Origin of the sequence: Streptomyces iranensis (assembly GCF_017874715.1) — a bacterium.
GTDB lineage: Bacteria > Actinomycetota > Actinomycetes > Streptomycetales > Streptomycetaceae > Streptomyces > Streptomyces iranensis.
In genome coordinates, this window is sequence record NZ_JAGGLR010000006.1 from 308,138 (window position 1) to 322,691 (window position 14,554).

18 protein-coding genes and 1 tRNA gene are annotated in these 14,554 nt (G+C 69.2%); 8 read left to right on the forward strand and 11 right to left on the reverse strand.

Going from position 1 to position 14,554, the window contains the following annotated elements; all coding sequences use genetic code 11:
* Nucleotide 1: 1 nt before the first annotated feature.
* The 6 genes from J2Z30_RS13120 to J2Z30_RS13145 form a co-directional block, all read right to left on the reverse strand.
* Nucleotides 2-1,054 (reverse strand): ABC transporter substrate-binding protein, encoded by a 1,053-nt coding sequence (locus J2Z30_RS13120; protein ID WP_078956861.1) that lies wholly within the window; start codon nt 1,052-1,054, stop codon nt 2-4.
* Between the two features lie 26 nt (nt 1,055-1,080).
* Entirely contained in the window at nt 1,081-1,644 is a 564-nt protein-coding gene (locus tag J2Z30_RS49510) for an ABC transporter permease (RefSeq protein ID WP_240813168.1), read from the reverse strand.
* Nucleotides 1,645-2,144: 500 nt separating this feature from the next.
* Nucleotides 2,145-3,053 (reverse strand): LuxR family transcriptional regulator, encoded by a 909-nt coding sequence (locus tag J2Z30_RS13130; RefSeq protein WP_044574673.1) that lies wholly within the window; start codon nt 3,051-3,053, stop codon nt 2,145-2,147.
* 54 nt (nt 3,054-3,107) lie between these two features.
* Complete coding sequence (locus J2Z30_RS13135; protein ID WP_044574671.1) at nt 3,108-3,902, reverse strand: response regulator transcription factor; 795 nt, start codon at nt 3,900-3,902, stop codon at nt 3,108-3,110.
* Nucleotides 3,903-4,292: 390 nt separating this feature from the next.
* The gene (locus tag J2Z30_RS13140; RefSeq protein WP_044574667.1) at nt 4,293-4,694 is read right to left on the reverse strand and encodes a hypothetical protein; all 402 of its coding nucleotides are present in this window, start codon (nt 4,692-4,694) and stop codon (nt 4,293-4,295) included.
* Between the two features lie 49 nt (nt 4,695-4,743).
* Nucleotides 4,744-5,145: an ATP-binding protein gene (locus tag J2Z30_RS13145; RefSeq protein ID WP_044574664.1), complete on the reverse strand. Its 402-nt coding sequence runs from the start codon at nt 5,143-5,145 to the stop codon at nt 4,744-4,746.
* Between the two features lie 154 nt (nt 5,146-5,299).
* Between J2Z30_RS13145 and J2Z30_RS13150 the strand changes: the two genes are divergently transcribed.
* Together J2Z30_RS13150 and J2Z30_RS13155 are read left to right on the forward strand one after the other, a co-directional pair.
* Nucleotides 5,300-6,184, forward strand: coding sequence for a DUF5753 domain-containing protein (locus tag J2Z30_RS13150; RefSeq protein ID WP_044574663.1), 885 nt, complete (start codon nt 5,300-5,302; stop codon nt 6,182-6,184).
* Nucleotides 6,185-6,201: 17 nt separating this feature from the next.
* Entirely contained in the window at nt 6,202-6,411 is a 210-nt protein-coding gene (locus tag J2Z30_RS13155) for a DUF397 domain-containing protein (protein ID WP_044574661.1), read from the forward strand.
* Between the two features lie 51 nt (nt 6,412-6,462).
* Here J2Z30_RS13155 and J2Z30_RS13160 read toward each other — a convergent pair whose 3' ends face one another.
* A complete protein-coding gene (locus J2Z30_RS13160; RefSeq protein WP_044574659.1) occupies nt 6,463-7,056 on the reverse strand; it encodes a lytic polysaccharide monooxygenase auxiliary activity family 9 protein in 594 nt (197 codons plus the stop codon).
* Between the two features lie 197 nt (nt 7,057-7,253).
* On the opposite strand from J2Z30_RS13160, the gene J2Z30_RS13165 reads away from it, so the two are divergent.
* Nucleotides 7,254-7,330: transfer RNA gene (locus tag J2Z30_RS13165), tRNA-Lys, on the forward strand.
* Nucleotides 7,331-7,482: 152 nt separating this feature from the next.
* Nucleotides 7,483-8,025 (forward strand): PadR family transcriptional regulator, encoded by a 543-nt coding sequence (locus J2Z30_RS13170; RefSeq protein WP_044574656.1) that lies wholly within the window; start codon nt 7,483-7,485, stop codon nt 8,023-8,025.
* A 114-nt stretch (nt 8,026-8,139) separates the two neighbouring features.
* Here the strand turns inward: J2Z30_RS13170 and J2Z30_RS13175 are convergent, their stop codons facing one another.
* The 3 genes from J2Z30_RS13175 to J2Z30_RS13185 are packed head-to-tail and all read right to left on the reverse strand — an operon-like array spanning nt 8,140 to nt 10,753.
* Nucleotides 8,140-9,474, reverse strand: coding sequence for a carotenoid oxygenase family protein (locus J2Z30_RS13175; RefSeq protein WP_078956860.1), 1,335 nt, complete (start codon nt 9,472-9,474; stop codon nt 8,140-8,142).
* The gene (locus tag J2Z30_RS13180) at nt 9,474-10,046 is read right to left on the reverse strand and encodes a hypothetical protein (RefSeq protein ID WP_052701551.1); all 573 of its coding nucleotides are present in this window, start codon (nt 10,044-10,046) and stop codon (nt 9,474-9,476) included. Before J2Z30_RS13180 ends, J2Z30_RS13175 begins: the two co-directional genes overlap by 1 nt.
* 41 nt (nt 10,047-10,087) lie before the next feature.
* On the reverse strand, nt 10,088-10,753 hold the full coding sequence (locus J2Z30_RS13185) for a hypothetical protein (RefSeq protein WP_044574648.1): 666 nt from the start codon (nt 10,751-10,753) through the stop codon (nt 10,088-10,090).
* 175 nt (nt 10,754-10,928) lie between these two features.
* Between J2Z30_RS13185 and J2Z30_RS13190 the strand changes: the two genes are divergently transcribed.
* Both J2Z30_RS13190 and J2Z30_RS13195 read left to right on the forward strand, forming a co-directional pair.
* Nucleotides 10,929-11,603 carry a TMEM175 family protein gene (locus J2Z30_RS13190; protein WP_044574646.1) on the forward strand — a complete coding sequence of 225 codons (675 nt, stop codon included), beginning with the start codon at nt 10,929-10,931 and terminating at the stop codon, nt 11,601-11,603.
* Nucleotides 11,604-11,607: 4 nt separating this feature from the next.
* Nucleotides 11,608-12,093: a hypothetical protein gene (locus J2Z30_RS13195; protein ID WP_052701549.1), complete on the forward strand. Its 486-nt coding sequence runs from the start codon at nt 11,608-11,610 to the stop codon at nt 12,091-12,093.
* Nucleotides 12,094-12,160: 67 nt separating this feature from the next.
* On the opposite strand, the gene J2Z30_RS13200 is transcribed toward J2Z30_RS13195, so the two are convergent.
* Nucleotides 12,161-12,748 (reverse strand): choice-of-anchor C family protein, encoded by a 588-nt coding sequence (locus J2Z30_RS13200; protein ID WP_044574644.1) that lies wholly within the window; start codon nt 12,746-12,748, stop codon nt 12,161-12,163.
* Nucleotides 12,749-13,320: 572 nt separating this feature from the next.
* Here J2Z30_RS13200 and J2Z30_RS13205 point away from each other — a divergent pair.
* Both J2Z30_RS13205 and J2Z30_RS13210 read left to right on the forward strand, forming a co-directional pair.
* Nucleotides 13,321-13,812, forward strand: coding sequence for a Scr1 family TA system antitoxin-like transcriptional regulator (locus tag J2Z30_RS13205; protein ID WP_308279919.1), 492 nt, complete (start codon nt 13,321-13,323; stop codon nt 13,810-13,812).
* A gap of 61 nt (nt 13,813-13,873) precedes the next feature.
* Entirely contained in the window at nt 13,874-14,554 is a 681-nt protein-coding gene (locus J2Z30_RS13210; RefSeq protein ID WP_044574643.1) for a FadR/GntR family transcriptional regulator, read from the forward strand.

The window sequence follows — 14,554 nt, forward strand, 5'->3', positions numbered from 1 at the left end:
ATCACGACTTGGGCAGATACGACGTGTCGTAGGCGTCCTCAGGCGTGACGCTCTTCTCCAGGAGCCCCTGGTCGTACATGAAGTCGGCCATCCGGGTCCAGGTCTGCGGGTCGATCGCGCCCAGCTCGCCCTGATCGTTCTTCATCAGCGGCGCGGTGGCCTTGAGCACCGCGCGGGCGTTGTTCCGCTGCTTCTCGCCGCGCAGCCCCGGTACGTACTTCTCGCTGAGCTTGATGGCCTCGTCCTGGTGGTCGATCGCATAGCGCAATCCGCGCAAGGACGCGTCGACGAACTTCTTGATGTCGTCGCCGCGCTTGTCGAGCGTCTTCTTCTTGGCGCCGAGGCCCACGCCGACCAGCTGATCCCCCGCCGACCCCGAGTTGAGGGTTATCGACCGGACGGCCTTGCCCGCCTCCTTGAACGAGACGGCGTCATTGTTCAGATAGCCCATCACTCCCTCGACCTTGTTTCCGGTGAGGGCCGCCTGCTGGGTGAAGCCGATGTTCTGTACCTTGGCGTCCTTGGCGGAAAGGCCGCCCTCCTTCAGGAGCGCCAGCAAACCGAAATAGGTCTCGCCGAAGGCGCCGGGGGTGCCGATCTTCCGGCCCTTGAGGTCGGCGGGGGTCCGGATGTCGGATTCCTTGGGCACGATCAGCCCCACCGGGTATTTCTGGTAAAAGGTGGCGATGTCCACGACGGGCACATTCTTGGCGCGCGCCTGGAGCATCTCGTCGCCGCCCGCGTAGATCACATCTTCCTTGCCCGATGTGAGGGCCCCGAAGAGATCTTCGGCCGCGCCGTGGTGGCGCAGTGTCACATTGAGTCCGGCGTCCTTGTAGTAGCCCTTTTCGGCGGCCACATAGAACGGCGAGAACTGGATGTTGGGCGTGTAGGTCAGTCCCACGGTGATGCTTGCGCCGCCCTTGGCCCTCGCGTTCTTCGGCTCCTCGGCGCATGAGGTCAAAGTGGCCAGCGCCACCACCGAGGCGAGGACGGCCGTGCCCGTGACCCGATGTCTGTGAGCACGCCTCATGGACGTCTGCACGAAACGCACGTACTTCTCCTCTTGGGTGAAAGTTGTCAGTCGCGCTGAACGAGCCGCTCGACCAGGCGGACCACTCCGTACGAGACGGCGGCGAGAAGGCCGAGCATGACGAGCGTCGAGAACAGTCCGATGGTGTCGGCCTCCTGGCGCTGCACCGACAGCAGCTGCCCCAGTCCGTCGCCGCCCATCACGAATTCGCCGACGACCGCGCCGGTGATGGAGAGCGTGAGGCCGTTGCGCACCCCCGCGAGGACGCTGGGCAGGGCGAGCGGCAGCTCGATGTACCAGAGCATCCCCCACCACCCCACCCCGTCCACCCGCGCGGCCCCCATCACATCGGGGTCCAGCGACCGCAGCCCCAGCACGGTGTTGACGAGGATGGGGAAGAAGACCAGCAGCGCGCAGAGGACCGCGATGGGCAGCAGTCCGTACCCGATCCACAGGGCCAGCAGGGGGGCCAGCGCCACCGCGGGCATGGCCTGCGAGGCGGCCACATAGGGCTGGAGGGCCGCCGCGGCGATCTCGCTGCGGGCGATCAGATAGCCGAGCGGCAGCGCCACTCCGATGCCGATTCCGCTGCCCGCCAGCGCCTCCCACACCGTCTCCTTGGTGTAGTCGACGAGATCACCGTGGAAGACGTCATCGAGGAATTGCCGCGCGAGGTCCAGCGGAGCCGGAAGATAGAATTCCGCAACGGCTCCGGTCCGGGTCACGATGTCCCAGACGGCAAGCAGCAACACCCCGAATACCAGCGGCGGCAGCACACTCCGGAGCAGCGTTCCGCGCCGGTCGGCGAGAGCCGTCCCGGATGCCGCTCCGGATCCCGCTCCGGTCATTTTCCGGCCGGCCCCGGACCGCGACTTCTCACCATTTCCGCCGCCGTCGCCGGTCTTTCGCGCATGTCCCGGTCGGGGTGAATACGGCTCGTCCGCAGTCGACTCGCCGTCCGCGCCCGCCGTGGCGGTCGCGCCCCTTCCGTGCCCTTCGGTCATCCCCAAATCCCCTTGCATTACCGGCTGTTGCCAGATCTCGGCACGCCCGCAGGCAACCTATCGCCAGCACGCTCCGGATCACAATGTCGATGGGGAAAACGAAATTATCATGTGGACGTATTTCCAAGGATGCCGAGCTCAGTGGCGCGCACCCCGGCCTGGAAACGGGAGTTCGCCTCCAGCAGCTCCAGGATCCCGGTGACATAGCGGCGGTACGTACGCACCGAGATCGCCAGGTCGCGGGCGGCGGCCTCGTCGGTGACCCCGTCGCGCAGCCGGGCCAGCACCCGGCGGACCATTTCGGTGCGGGCCCGGTTGCCGAAGTCGAGCGGGCGGGCGGCGGGCACGGCGCCGCCCCAGATGGAGCGGAACATGCCGTACAGGGTGGCCACCACCACCGGGTCCTCGATGACAGAGGTCTGCCGCCCCTCCTCGGCCTCGGTGCACACCAGGGCGGTCCGGCCGTCGGCGATCACCGCCGTGGGCAGCGGCACCGACGCGATCCGCACCTGCGCGGGGCGCGCGGCCGGGGCGGCGCCGGAGGCCTCGGCGGGCGGCGCGGGCCCGGGGATCGGCCGCGGTACGGGCCCCGACGGCGCAGTTCCGGCAGCGGCCCCGGGCCCAGAGGCGGGTCCGGCGGACCCCGTGGACCCGGAGGCAGGCCCGGTCGATCCGGGGCCAGGGGCGGATCTGCCGCGCAGCACCCGCACCCCGACCGGCTCGCCGAGGTCCGTGAGCAGCGCGCCGAGCGCGGCCTGCACCGGCGCCATCCGGGACGAGCACTCGGGGAAGACGGCGTCCACGCTCCGCCCCGCCTGGCCGATCACCTCCTCGGCGGCGGCGAGGAACGCGGCGTCCTCCACCCCCACCTCGGTGAACCGCGCGTCCCGGGTCCGCCGGGCGCGGTGCTGGATCACCGTGGACTCGATGAGGTCCCGTACCTCCCGTAGCGTCCCCTCCAGAGTGTCCCCCGCGAGCGCGGCCTCCGGTCCAGGATCGCGTCCGCGCTCCATCATGTCGATATTCCCGCACTTTCCGCCTCGTGACGTGGTCAAGGTCTCGAGCGCCGTTCAGTGACGGCTGGGCAGCAGCCCCATTTCCACCGCCCGCACCCCCGCCTCGAAGCGGGAGTTGGCCCCCAGCTCGCGCATGATCTCCGCCACATACCGGCGGTAGGTGCGCAGGGAGACCTGCATCTGGCGCGCCGCCACCTCATCGGTGTGGCCGGTGCGCAGACACTCCAGGATCCGCCGTACGGAGTCCGGGCACAACCGCCCGCCCAGCCGCGGATAGTCCGCGAGCGCCACGGCGTTCCCCCAGGTCCCGGCGAACATCATCTCCAGGGCCCGCACCGTGGCGGGGTCCTCGACGAGCGACGCCTGCCCCGGGCCGCGCCCCGGCTCCGACGGCCCCCTCCTGAGGTAGACCACCTCGGCGTCGATGAGCAGCGCCTCGGGTAACGCCGGCAGCCCGCCGTCGCAGATCCGGATCTCGCACCGCGGATCGGTGCGCGCCAGCGCCCGTACCGCCCCCGAGGCCAGCACCGGCTCCTCGCACAACAGCCGTACGACGACGGCGCGCCGGGCTCCCCTGGCCGGCCGGGCGAGCGCGGCGCAGACGGCCCGCGTCTGCTCCTCGTTCCCCGACAGCACCACGCTGACGGTCCGCTCGGCGCAGTCGACCAGCGTGTCGACGACCTCGGCGAGCGGCACCTTCCCCAGAGCCGTCCCCGCCCAGGAGTCCTGGGCCAGCTCCCTTCGGTGCCGGGTGACCGTGGACTCGATCAGATCACGGGCGGCCAGCAGCGCGTGCTCGACATAGTCGATGGCGCCTGACGAGGGAGTCTCCGTGCTCTCCGTGCTCATGGGAGAAGGCTCGGACACCCTCACAAGACCAACCATGACTTCCCCTGCCGGGTGACAGTGACCTGGTTATGCGAATACCGGCCTGATTCTCGTCAATTTCCCTGCCCCGAAATGCGCGGGCAGCATTGTGCGAAATCCATGACGACACTAATTCGCGCACAGCGACCGCGTCAACGCAGGGCGTGAGGTAAAGAGTTGTCAAAACGGCGCGTGGCGGCGTGCGTCATGCTGTCGCGCCGCCGATGCGCCGGGGGCGCATGTCCACAAGTTACCGGCGAGTGCACCTTCCGGCTCCGGGGTGACTACGGACCGCAGCGATTCGACGCCGTTCGGCGACGCGGAGTGGGGGCCGGTGTCCGGTTACTGCCAACTCGGCACCGAAGATCGGTATCAGCCGAAGCTGATCGGCCCGTTGATGTCCTTCGCCTGGATGACCGGGCCGGTGATACGGGCGTTGCCCCCGATGCGGTTGTGCACGGCCCCCGCCTCCCCGGCCGATTCGCCGTGCTCACGCATCCAGGCCGCCAGGTCACGGCCGAACTCCGGGTCCCGCCGGGCCCGTTCGACCAGCAGATCGGCCAACTGGCGCAGCCGGGCGCCATCGTCGTACGGAATCGCCAGCGGATCCGGATCCGGATCCGGCTCACCGGCCGGTTCGCCCTCGCCCCACCGCAGCACCCTGCGGACCAGCGTGCCGAAGGACTCCAGGGCCCGCCGCCCGGCCTCGCCGCCGGCGCCCGACACCGCCGCGTTGACCGCGGCGACCAGCGCACCCCCCGTCACCGGGTCCATGGCCCACCCCCTGCCCTCGATCGGGGCCCTACGCTACCGGCGCCGCTGGTCACGGTTCCACCGCTTCCGCGCGGAGGGTGAACCAGACCGTCTTGCCGGTCGGGGTGAGATCCGTGCCCCAGTCATGGGCCGTCTTGCTCAGCAGGAACATCCCCCGGCCGCTCTCGGAGAGGAAGTCCGGCTCCTTGACCACCGGCAGCCCGGACTCGGTGTCGCTGACCGCCGCGTGGATCCCGTGGGGGAGGTTCTCCAGGGTGAGGACGCATTCGGGAGAGGCCGCGTGCTTGTGGACGTTGGACAACAGCTCGGTGACGCACATCCCCGCCGCGCTGATCAGCTCCTCACGCCCCCACAGCCGCAGTCGCGCCCCAACGGCGCGGCGTATGTCGGCGAGTATCCGCGGATGGGCACGGAGGCGCAGTTCGTATCGCTGCGAGATGTTCTCAGCCATATGCTCCGGGGCCCCTCCAAAGCACGACGCGCTGCCGTGTCCCCTAGCGATCCTGGCCTATGGAACGTCCCACTCGCAATGTTTCGACCCAGTCGCACAAGAGTGGCATATGCCTGGCTGGTAGGCGTAGTTGGCAATACGACAGACTGGCGACATGTCCTACCAGCCAGTGCCCACCGTTCGGCGCAGGCGCCTGGGCTCCACGCTACGGAAACTGCGCACCGAAGCGGGGATGACACTGGACGCGGCGGCCGACGCACTCAATGCGGCCGCGAACGGATCGTCCGACGCCCGCCGCTGGACGGCGCCGAAGCTCTCCCGGATCGAGAACGCCAACGCGACGATCCGCACCACCGAGGTCGAAACCCTGCTGAGGGCCTACGCCGTCACCGACCCGGGCACCCGCACAGCCCTGGAGGGACTGGCCAAGGACGCGGGCAAACGCGGCTGGTGGCAGACCTATCGCGGCGTCGTGGGCCCGGCCTACGCCGACTACATCTCGCTGGAGAGCGATGCGGAGAGCGTCCGCGACTACGCCTCACTCGTCGTCCCCGGCCTGCTCCAGACGGCCGACTACGCCCGCGAGACCATCGCGGCGAACGCCGTGGCCCGCACCGCCTCCGAGGTCGACGCCCTCGCCGAGGTGCGCCTGGCCCGCCAGGCCGTCCTCACCCGCTCCTGCCAACCGCTGCGGCTGTGGGCGGTCATCCACGAGGCGGCGCTGCGCCGCAGGTTCACCGGCCGGCGCGGCATCATGACAGCTCAGCTCAAGCGGCTGCTGGATGTGGCGGACTGGCCCACGGTCACCCTCCAGGTGATGCCGATCGACGCGGCCCCCAACCCCGGGGATGCGGGAGCGTTCACACTCGTGGCCTTCCCGGGGCCCATGCCGGATGTCGTCACCCAGGAGAACCTGCGCGGCCCCACATACGTCGAAGGAGTCGACGACGTCAACGTCTTCGCCGACGCCTTCGGCCATATCGTGGACCGCGCGCTGTCCACGGATGCGACGAAGGCCCTCATCGCTGGTCTGGTATGAGAAAGAGGGCCCCACATATGAACACCTCTGCAATGACCGCGCATCGCCACCCTCACTGGCGCAAGTCCTCGTACTCCGTGGGCGAGGGACAGTGTGTCGAGGTCACCTCCGCCGCCGGCCGCGTCCGGCTGCGGGAGAGCGACGACCCCGGCACCGTCCTGACCACCGGGCCGGCGGTGCTCGCCGCCTTCGTCCGGAGCGCGAAGGCGGGCGCGTTCGACGCCTGATCGTATGACGACGGTGTGGTGCCGCCCCGGGACGGCACCACACCAGCGACGTCAGAACTGGACGTCCGAGCAGGCATAGAAGGCGTTCGAGGTGTCCGCGATGGTCCACACGGCCAGGATCACGTGTCTGCCGGTCTTACCGCTCGGGATGGTGCCCGAGTGGGAGAGCGTGGACGGCGGACGCTGACCGTTGTACGGAACGGTCAGGAAGGGCTGGGACTCCAGGCTCGCACGGGTCAGCTTCTGGCTGGGGTTCCAGCCGTTCCTGGTGATGTAGTACTTGAAGTCCGTGGTCGCGTGGGAGGCCGTGAACCGCCAGTTGAAGGTGTAGCTCCGGCCGGCGGTCAGCTTGGTCGCGGGCCAGCCGCCGCCCCGCGGGTCGTCGAGCTGCGAGAACCGGCTGTTGCCGCCCGCGCAGATCGAGCCGTCCGCGGGACCGCCCGAGGGGAAGCCCTTCGGGCCCTCGACGCTCTGGGGCTCGTACTGGATGTCGCCGCAGCCCGTCACCGTGCCGTTGGCGCACAGCTTCTGGCGGCTGATGGGCGAGTCGGTGTAGCCGTGGCTGGAGGCGCTGCCGCCGGTCGCGAGGACGGAAATCGCCGCGAGACCGATGCCGATGACGGCGGCGCTGATCTTCTTGCGCATGCTTCGCTCCTGAAGACGTGGGGAGTGCTTCGACGAGCCGTGCACGGCGGTCTAGACCAAGTTTGAGAGTATCCAGGGGCAATAGTCATGTCCATACCAATGGCGTGGGGTGCGCGCGGCGGGTGGACGCGGGGTGGACGGGCCCTGACGGCGCCCCGACCACCCTGCCGGGTCGGGTAGGATTTCCACGTCAGCAGGCGCCGCTAGCTCAGTTGGTTAGAGCAGCTGACTCTTAATCAGCGGGTCCGGGGTTCGAGTCCCTGGCGGCGCACCAGTACCCATATCGCTGACCAGGGCGTCCTCGGCCTCCGAGGACGCCCATTCGTTGTGGCGAACAGTCTTCACTCTTCACTTGACGCGTCAAAAGGCCCCAGCAGTGCTGCTTACGCCGCGAGACCTGCCAAAGATGACATGTAAGATGCGCATATGTCTCTGTCGCACGCACTGCTGGGCCTCCTCGCCATCGAGCCCGCGAGCGGCTACGAACTGAGCAAGGAGTTCGAGCGCGACCTCGGGCGGTACGCCTGGCAGGCCGGCCACACGAGCGTGTACCCCGAGCTGATCCGGATGACGGAGCAAGGGCTCGTCGAGGTGACGCACGAGGGCGCTCGCCGTAGCCGGACCTACGCGGTGACGGACAAGGGCCGCGAGGAACTGAGGAGCTGGCTGCTCGCGCCATGGGGTCAGGGCGTGGTGCGCAATGAGCAGGTCCTGCGGCTGTTCCTGCTCGAGGCACTGGAACCGGACGAGACCGTCACCGCGCTGCGCGACCTCGTCGAACACGCCGAGGGGCGCATCTCCGAGCTCCGCAGGCTCCGCGAGGAACAGGACGCCGAACCACGACAGGGCCGCGACACCCTCGGGCAGCTCGCCGCGGAGTACGGCCTGCGCCAGTACCAGGCGACTCACGACTGGGCGCTGTGGGCCATCGAGCACGTGAACAGGCGCCAAGGGTCCGATTCGGCATAGGCATCGCCTCGCCTCGCCTCCTCCGGGCCCGCCACGGCCCAACGGACGGGGGCGCCACGGAACCCGTGGCGCCCCCGTCCGTGCTCCGCCGCCGCGTCCCGGTCGGCGACGCCGTCACTCGTCCGGCAGCCAGTTGCCGTGAAAGCCGAACGGGACGCGGCGGGGAAGGTGGATCGTGGCCACGGGTGGTGCCACGACGTTCTGGGCGTCCAGGATCACCAGGTCGCTCTTGTCGGTGCTCGCGTCGTAGACGTAGCTCAGCAGCCAGCCGGGGCCGCCCGGAGTGTCGTCGGCCGCGGCGAACGCGGCCTCGCCCGGAGTCCGGCCCGCGGCGAACTCGTGGCGCGTCGCGGTGCCCGAGTGCAGGTCGTAGCGGACCAGATAGGAGCGCGGCAGGCCGGTGCCGACATGCGGGCTGTCGGCCACCGTGACGTGCCCGAATCGGGAGTCCTGGCCCGCGAGGCGGTCGTCCACGCGGGGGAACTCACACGGGGTGTCGTCGATCTGGACCTCGGTGACCTTGCCCGCGTCGAGGTCGATCTCCCACCGCCACAGGGTGGCATTGGTCTCGTTGTAGACCGGGTAGCGGGCCACGTGCATCACGATCCGCCCGCTGTCGGGCCCCCCGTCGTACGCGTTCAGCGCGTGGAACACGTAGCACGGCTCGATGGGGAGCCAGCGGACGACACCGAACGGGTCATTGCGGCGCAGCACGCCGAGCCGCGCCCCGTACGTCGGGTGCCACTTGTACGGAAGACCGTCGCCGTGGAGGGCCGTGTCCTGGTCGAAGAGGACGGGCAGGTCCATGAAGACGAGGTAGGAGGCGGTCAGATGGAAGTCGTGCATCATCGTGTGCGCCGGCACATTGATCGGCCGACTGACCGTCAGGGCGCCCGACGCGTCCGCCCGGTGGTACGTGAGGAAGGGGGGCTTGAAGCCGCCGTATCCGAAGAAGTGGAGCTCGCCGGTGACCGGGCACGTCTTGGGGTGCGCGGTCATGCCGGTGGTGAGACGCCCGCCGAAGTCGTGGGCCCCGATGGTGTCGAGCTCGCGACCGGGGCGGCTGTCGAGCTCGTACGGAAGGGTCCCCTCCACCAGGGCGAAGGTGCGCCCCGCGTGCCGCACCACGTGGGTGTTGGCCGAGCCCGCGGCCAAGTCCTCCTCGGGACCGTTGGCGTAGGTCGTCCGGCCGTCCGTGTACTTCGTGGTCCTGACCCAGCGGTTGCGGTACGAGGTCGCCCTGCCGCCGTCGAGACGGACGCCGTGCACCATGCCGTCGCCGAAGAACCAGTGGGCGGAGTCGGCGTCCTGGGGGTTGGGCCCGTTCCGCACGTACCAGCCGCTGAGCTCCGGCGGAATCGCCCCGGTGACCTCCAGGTCCCGGACGGTCATCTCGTCCATCACCGGGGCGAAGTTCTGCGCGAGGTGCGGGACGGGTGTCGTGGTCATCATGATCGGACTCCTTGAACCATGGCGTCGTTCATCCGTGCCTGGACGCGCTTGGGGTACTGGACCGTGACGATGGCGGGGACGACGAGCCCGGTGACCTGGAAGAAGACCCTGAACGCCACGTTCAGGTCGGCGACCACGACCAGGCCCAGGGTGAGGGTGCTGATCGAGAAGGCGGTGGCCCAGACCCTGGTGAGGATCAGGTTGGTCCTGATGAAGCCGGGGTGGTTCCACATATCGGGCCTTACGTCCCGCTTCGCGAGACCGGTGGTGAACGGGTGGCCGAAGACGATCGACCCCCATGCGGTGGCGGCCAGCCAGGCCATGGACACCGGCCCGTCGAGATGCTCGGCGGGGCTGTTCGTGTCGGCGAAGGCCAGCACGGTCCACAGCGCGAAGAACAGGGTGTTGCTGTACTCCAGAACGAGGGCGTCGGCCTTGTAGCCGTCCATCATCCCCTTGACCAGGACCAAGGTGCTGACGACGAGAGCGCCCAGGGATGCCCACTGCCATCCGAAAGCGGCCAGGCCCGCGAAAGCCACCCATGGCAGGAAACCCTTGATGAATTGCATTCCACTCCTTGTTGATGGGGGATTTCGGCCACCGTGGGCCGTCACCTCCAGTCGCTGAACCGGCGCGCCCGGCGCTGCTGCCTACGGCTGCGGATGAGGTCCAGCCGATCGCCCTGATGTCCGTCGGCGTACGGCGCCGCCGGGGCGGGGCCGTACGGCCGCCCGGGGGCCTCTTCGTCCAGTGGCGGGGGCGTGAACCGCTGCGACACCTGTTCCGGAAACGTCCTGCCGTCCCGCTCCGGGGCGAACGCCATGCCGGAGGACAGCACGCGCGGAACGAGGACGAGCGCCTGTCCGAGCCGGTTGACGCCCAGCATCAGCAGAATGGTCGCCGAGGACGCCGCCACCTTCGCGTCCACTACGTGTGCGACGGCCATCATCCCCACGCGGGTGACCACCAGCAGGGCCCACAGCCACAGGCCGACCGCCGGCATCCGCGCCCACAGCACCCCGGCGCGCCGCTCCAGCCGGATCGTCGCGCCCTGAGCGGCGCCGATACCGGCGGCCAGCAGCGCTCCGGCCACCAGGCACACCACGTCGATGGAGGCCGGATGGCGGCCATGCCGACTCAGATCGGCTATGCCGATCACCGTGAGGACCACGGGCAGCAGCATCAGCCGCCGGCCGGTGAGCGCCTCTCCTCGCAATTGGCGCGCGATGAGGGCCACGACGACCGCCACGGCGGCCAAAACCTCGAAGAAGCTCATGCGACTCAACCTACATGTCATCCTCGACATGTCAAAAGCAACGCTTGCATGGCTGGACACCCGCCCAACAAGGCAGGACTCAACAGTCATGCGCCGACTTGACATGTCAGAGTTGTAGTGTGCAGAGTCCCACCAGGCCGCACCCACACCCGGAATGAGTCAGGAGCTGTTGACGGTGAGACCTCTGTACGGAATCGACGTCGAGCGGATACGAGCGTTCGCCGACGCGGTCTTCGCCATCGCGATCACGCTCCTCGCCCTGGAAATCAAGGTCCCCGAGGGCCTCCCGGCGGCCGAGCTCGGGCACGCCCTGAAGGAGGAGGCGCTCCCGTCCATCGCCGGGTACCTGCTCAGCTTCGTGGTGGTCGGGGCGCTGTGGATCTCTCATCACCGGCTGTTCCGGATGGCCAAGGTGGTGAACGGCCCGCTGCTCTACCTGGATCTGGCGCTGATGGCCCTCGTCGCCGCCCTGCCGTTTCCGACGAAGATCGTCACGGAGTACCACAGCAGCGCGATCGCGACCTCGCTGTACGCCGGCACGATCACCCTGGCCGCTCTGCTGATCACGGCGATGGCGGCCCACCTCCTCAACCGCCCCGACCTGCGCGACAGCGACACTCCGCGCGGCCTGGTCACCCAGACGCTCCAGCAGACCGTGGGTGTCGCGATCGTCTTCGGAAGCTCGGTGCCGGTGGCGGTGATCGTCTCGTCCGACGTGGCGGAGTACTGGTGGATCCTGGCCGTTCCCGTCCGGTACTGCCTCGCACGGCACCACGCCAAGAAGCGCAAGCACGCGGCGACCGAGTCGCCCCGCCCCTCTACTACGGCTTCGGGAAGTGCAACAAGATGATGCGGTGAGCGAAGCACCTTCATTACTGGCGGCCGATTCGGGCGGCGGGCACGACTCGATCCTGCTGCTGTTCATCTGCCTGATCGGGGTCATCGTCATCTTCACCCTGATCGGCATGCTCGGCTCCGGCATCGCCCGGCGCACCGGCCGCCGGAAGACGCGGGCCGAATGGCTCGGGGGAACCGCCCTGCTGTCCGTCTGCGCGACCATCGCCCTGTACGCCTGGGGCGCGCTCCACGTGATGTTCATGGAGAGCGACAACATGCGCGAGGAGTGCGCCAAGGCGGGCGGGGCGGCGAAGGCGGCCCAGGTCGACCGCTACTCGGCGAGCTACCTTCCGCTGCGCTTCACCTGCCGGATCGACGAGGGCGGAAGTTACGACGCCGCGGTCCCCGGATACGTCAACCCGGCCATGGGCATCGCCTTCGTCCTGGCCATCGCCACGGGCGCGGTATCCGCCGTGGCCCGTGACCAGCGGGCGGCGGTCTGAGCGGCGGGCTCCCGAGACGGGGAGTCCCGGCGCGCCTGCGCGCCGGGACTCCGGGTCGGCATGGTGCTCAGCAGGAGGGGCAGGGCGTGCAGGCGCTGACCCTGACGTCGTCGATGACCGGCCCGTAGGCACTGTCCTTCGTGCTGGCGAACGCCAGCGTCGTGGAGGTCCCGCGCGCCACGAAGGTCACCTCCCGGGTCACATAGCCCATGTTCGCGAAGGTCTTGCCCGTGACGTCAAAGCTGAAATCCTGGAAGTTCTGCCCGTCCACCATCACCTTCCCGGTCTTCACGGTCGGGCCTCCCCCCGGATTACCGGCCAGGGAGTACGTCACCGAGTACCGCTTCCCCGGGACCGTGCTGAAGGTCTGCGCCACGGCCCCGGCGCCCTGACCGTTGAGGTCCACGGACTGGCCCCCCTCGGCCGCCTGCCAGTAGCCGTCCCCAATGTGGTCCACGCTTCCGGCCGTGACCTTCCACGGCCCGATGGACGCGCCCATCCCCAGGTCCACGAACGTGTTGGCCGCCACCGTGGGCGTCTCGAAGCTGCCGTCGTCGAAGCGGCTGACGGCGGCGGCCGTCGCGGTACCGGCCCCCATACCGGCCAGCACCCCGGCGACGGCGAGCGATGCGACAAAGATGCGAATAGGCGACATGTTCCCCTCCAGTGCGACTCATTCGGCAATGTGCCGAATTGATGGCGCCGCTGAATCTTCCGTACCGGAGGATCACACGCCAGGGCCCGCCCCCCGGCGCACCGTGGTGCGGACCGGGTCGAGCGCGGCTGGTGCGCCGGTCGATCACGCCTAGCCGCCCCTCGGGGAGGGAGGGTGTGGGTTGCTCGATTTGGTCGGGTGCGGCACCGTCTCGCGCCTTCGGCGCATTTGAGCAGCGGGGCAGGGGGTGGGGGGCGCGGCCGCGTCGCCGGGCGCCGGGCGGCCGGTTGTGGCCGCCGGTGGCGGCCACGGTCTTCCGGAGCGAAGGCCGTTGCCGGACCGCCTGCCGGGGGGTGGTCTCGAAACTGTTTGACAAATTAGTTGCTTCAGATCAAGCGTTTTTGGGAGGGATACCCGGAGGGGCCGCCCCGGGCCCGTCGGCCCGCACCCCGGATCGGCCCCGGCCCTCGGACACGGAAGCCGCCACGGCACCGGCCCCCACCGGCCCGGCGGCCGGCGGCGAGGCCCCGGCCCCCCACCCCCGGCCCCATGCTCAAAGTCACCTCGCCTCGGTGATCCGCGCCCATACGGTCTTGCCCGGCCCCCTTCGCTCCTCGTCGTCCGACGTGGGCGCCTTCTGCGCCCTCTTTGAGCGGAGGCTGCCGCCCGCCACCGAGGAACAGGTCGCGCGCGAGGTGACAGCCCGCCTGAACCGCCAGCGCCTTCTCACCGAGAGGCCGAACACGGCGTTCAGCTTCATCATCGAACAGGCCGTCCTCGAACGGAACATGGGAGGTTCGGAGGTGACCCGGGCGGTGATCGACCATCTGCTGGAGGTGGGCCATCGGCTTAACGTGGAGATCCAGCTCATGCCGCTGCGACGAGAGGAGCACTCCGGTGTCGACGGCCACATGTACCTGGCCGAGACCTCGGACCATCAGTGGGTCGGCTACACCGAAGGGCAACGTTCGAGCAGCCTGATAGTTGCGCCGAAAGACGTGAGCGTCCTCCTCCAGCGCCGCCTTCATCGCACACATCTGACCTGCTCGCGCCGCCGCCGCTAAGCTGTTCGGATCGGAGGTGGCGGTGACGGCGCACTCGAATTCGCATTCGCATTCGCGGGGGATGACGAACGACATCCAGGAACGCATCAAGCGGCTGATCATCGACCAGCGGCTCCCCTCGGGCGCCCCGCTGCCCACCGAGACCGAGCTGATGGAGCTGCTCGGCGTCAGCCGTAACTCCGTGCGGGAGGCGCTCAAGGCGCTCCAGGCGATGGGGATCGTGGAGATCCGGCACGGCTTCGGGACGTACGTCGGGCCGATGTCGATGGCGCCGATGATCGAGGGGCTGATCTTCCGTACCGTCGCGGGGCACTACCGGGGCGAGGACAGCCTCCTCCAACTGCTCGAGCTGCGCGAGGCCGTGGAGACGGGGCTGATCGCGCGGCTGGCCGGGCGGATCCCGGAGGCGGATCTCGCCGAGCTGGACGCGGTCGTGCGGCGGATGGAGGCGGAGGCGGCGGAGGGCTCGGTGCGGGCCGAGACCGACCGGGCCTTTCACGCCGCGCTCTACGGAAGCCTGGACAACACGCTGCTGAGCGAGGTGCTGGAGGCGTTCTGGGACGCCTTCCACCGGGTGCGCACCGACCTCGTGGACGTGCCCACCGATCCGAAGGTCACCTGCAAACAGCACCGGGAGATCCTGGAGTCGGTGCGCTCGGGGGACGCCCTACGGGCCGAAGAGGCGATCCGCGACCACTTCGGGAACATCCGCATCCGACTGCGGTCGGCGCATAGCGACTGA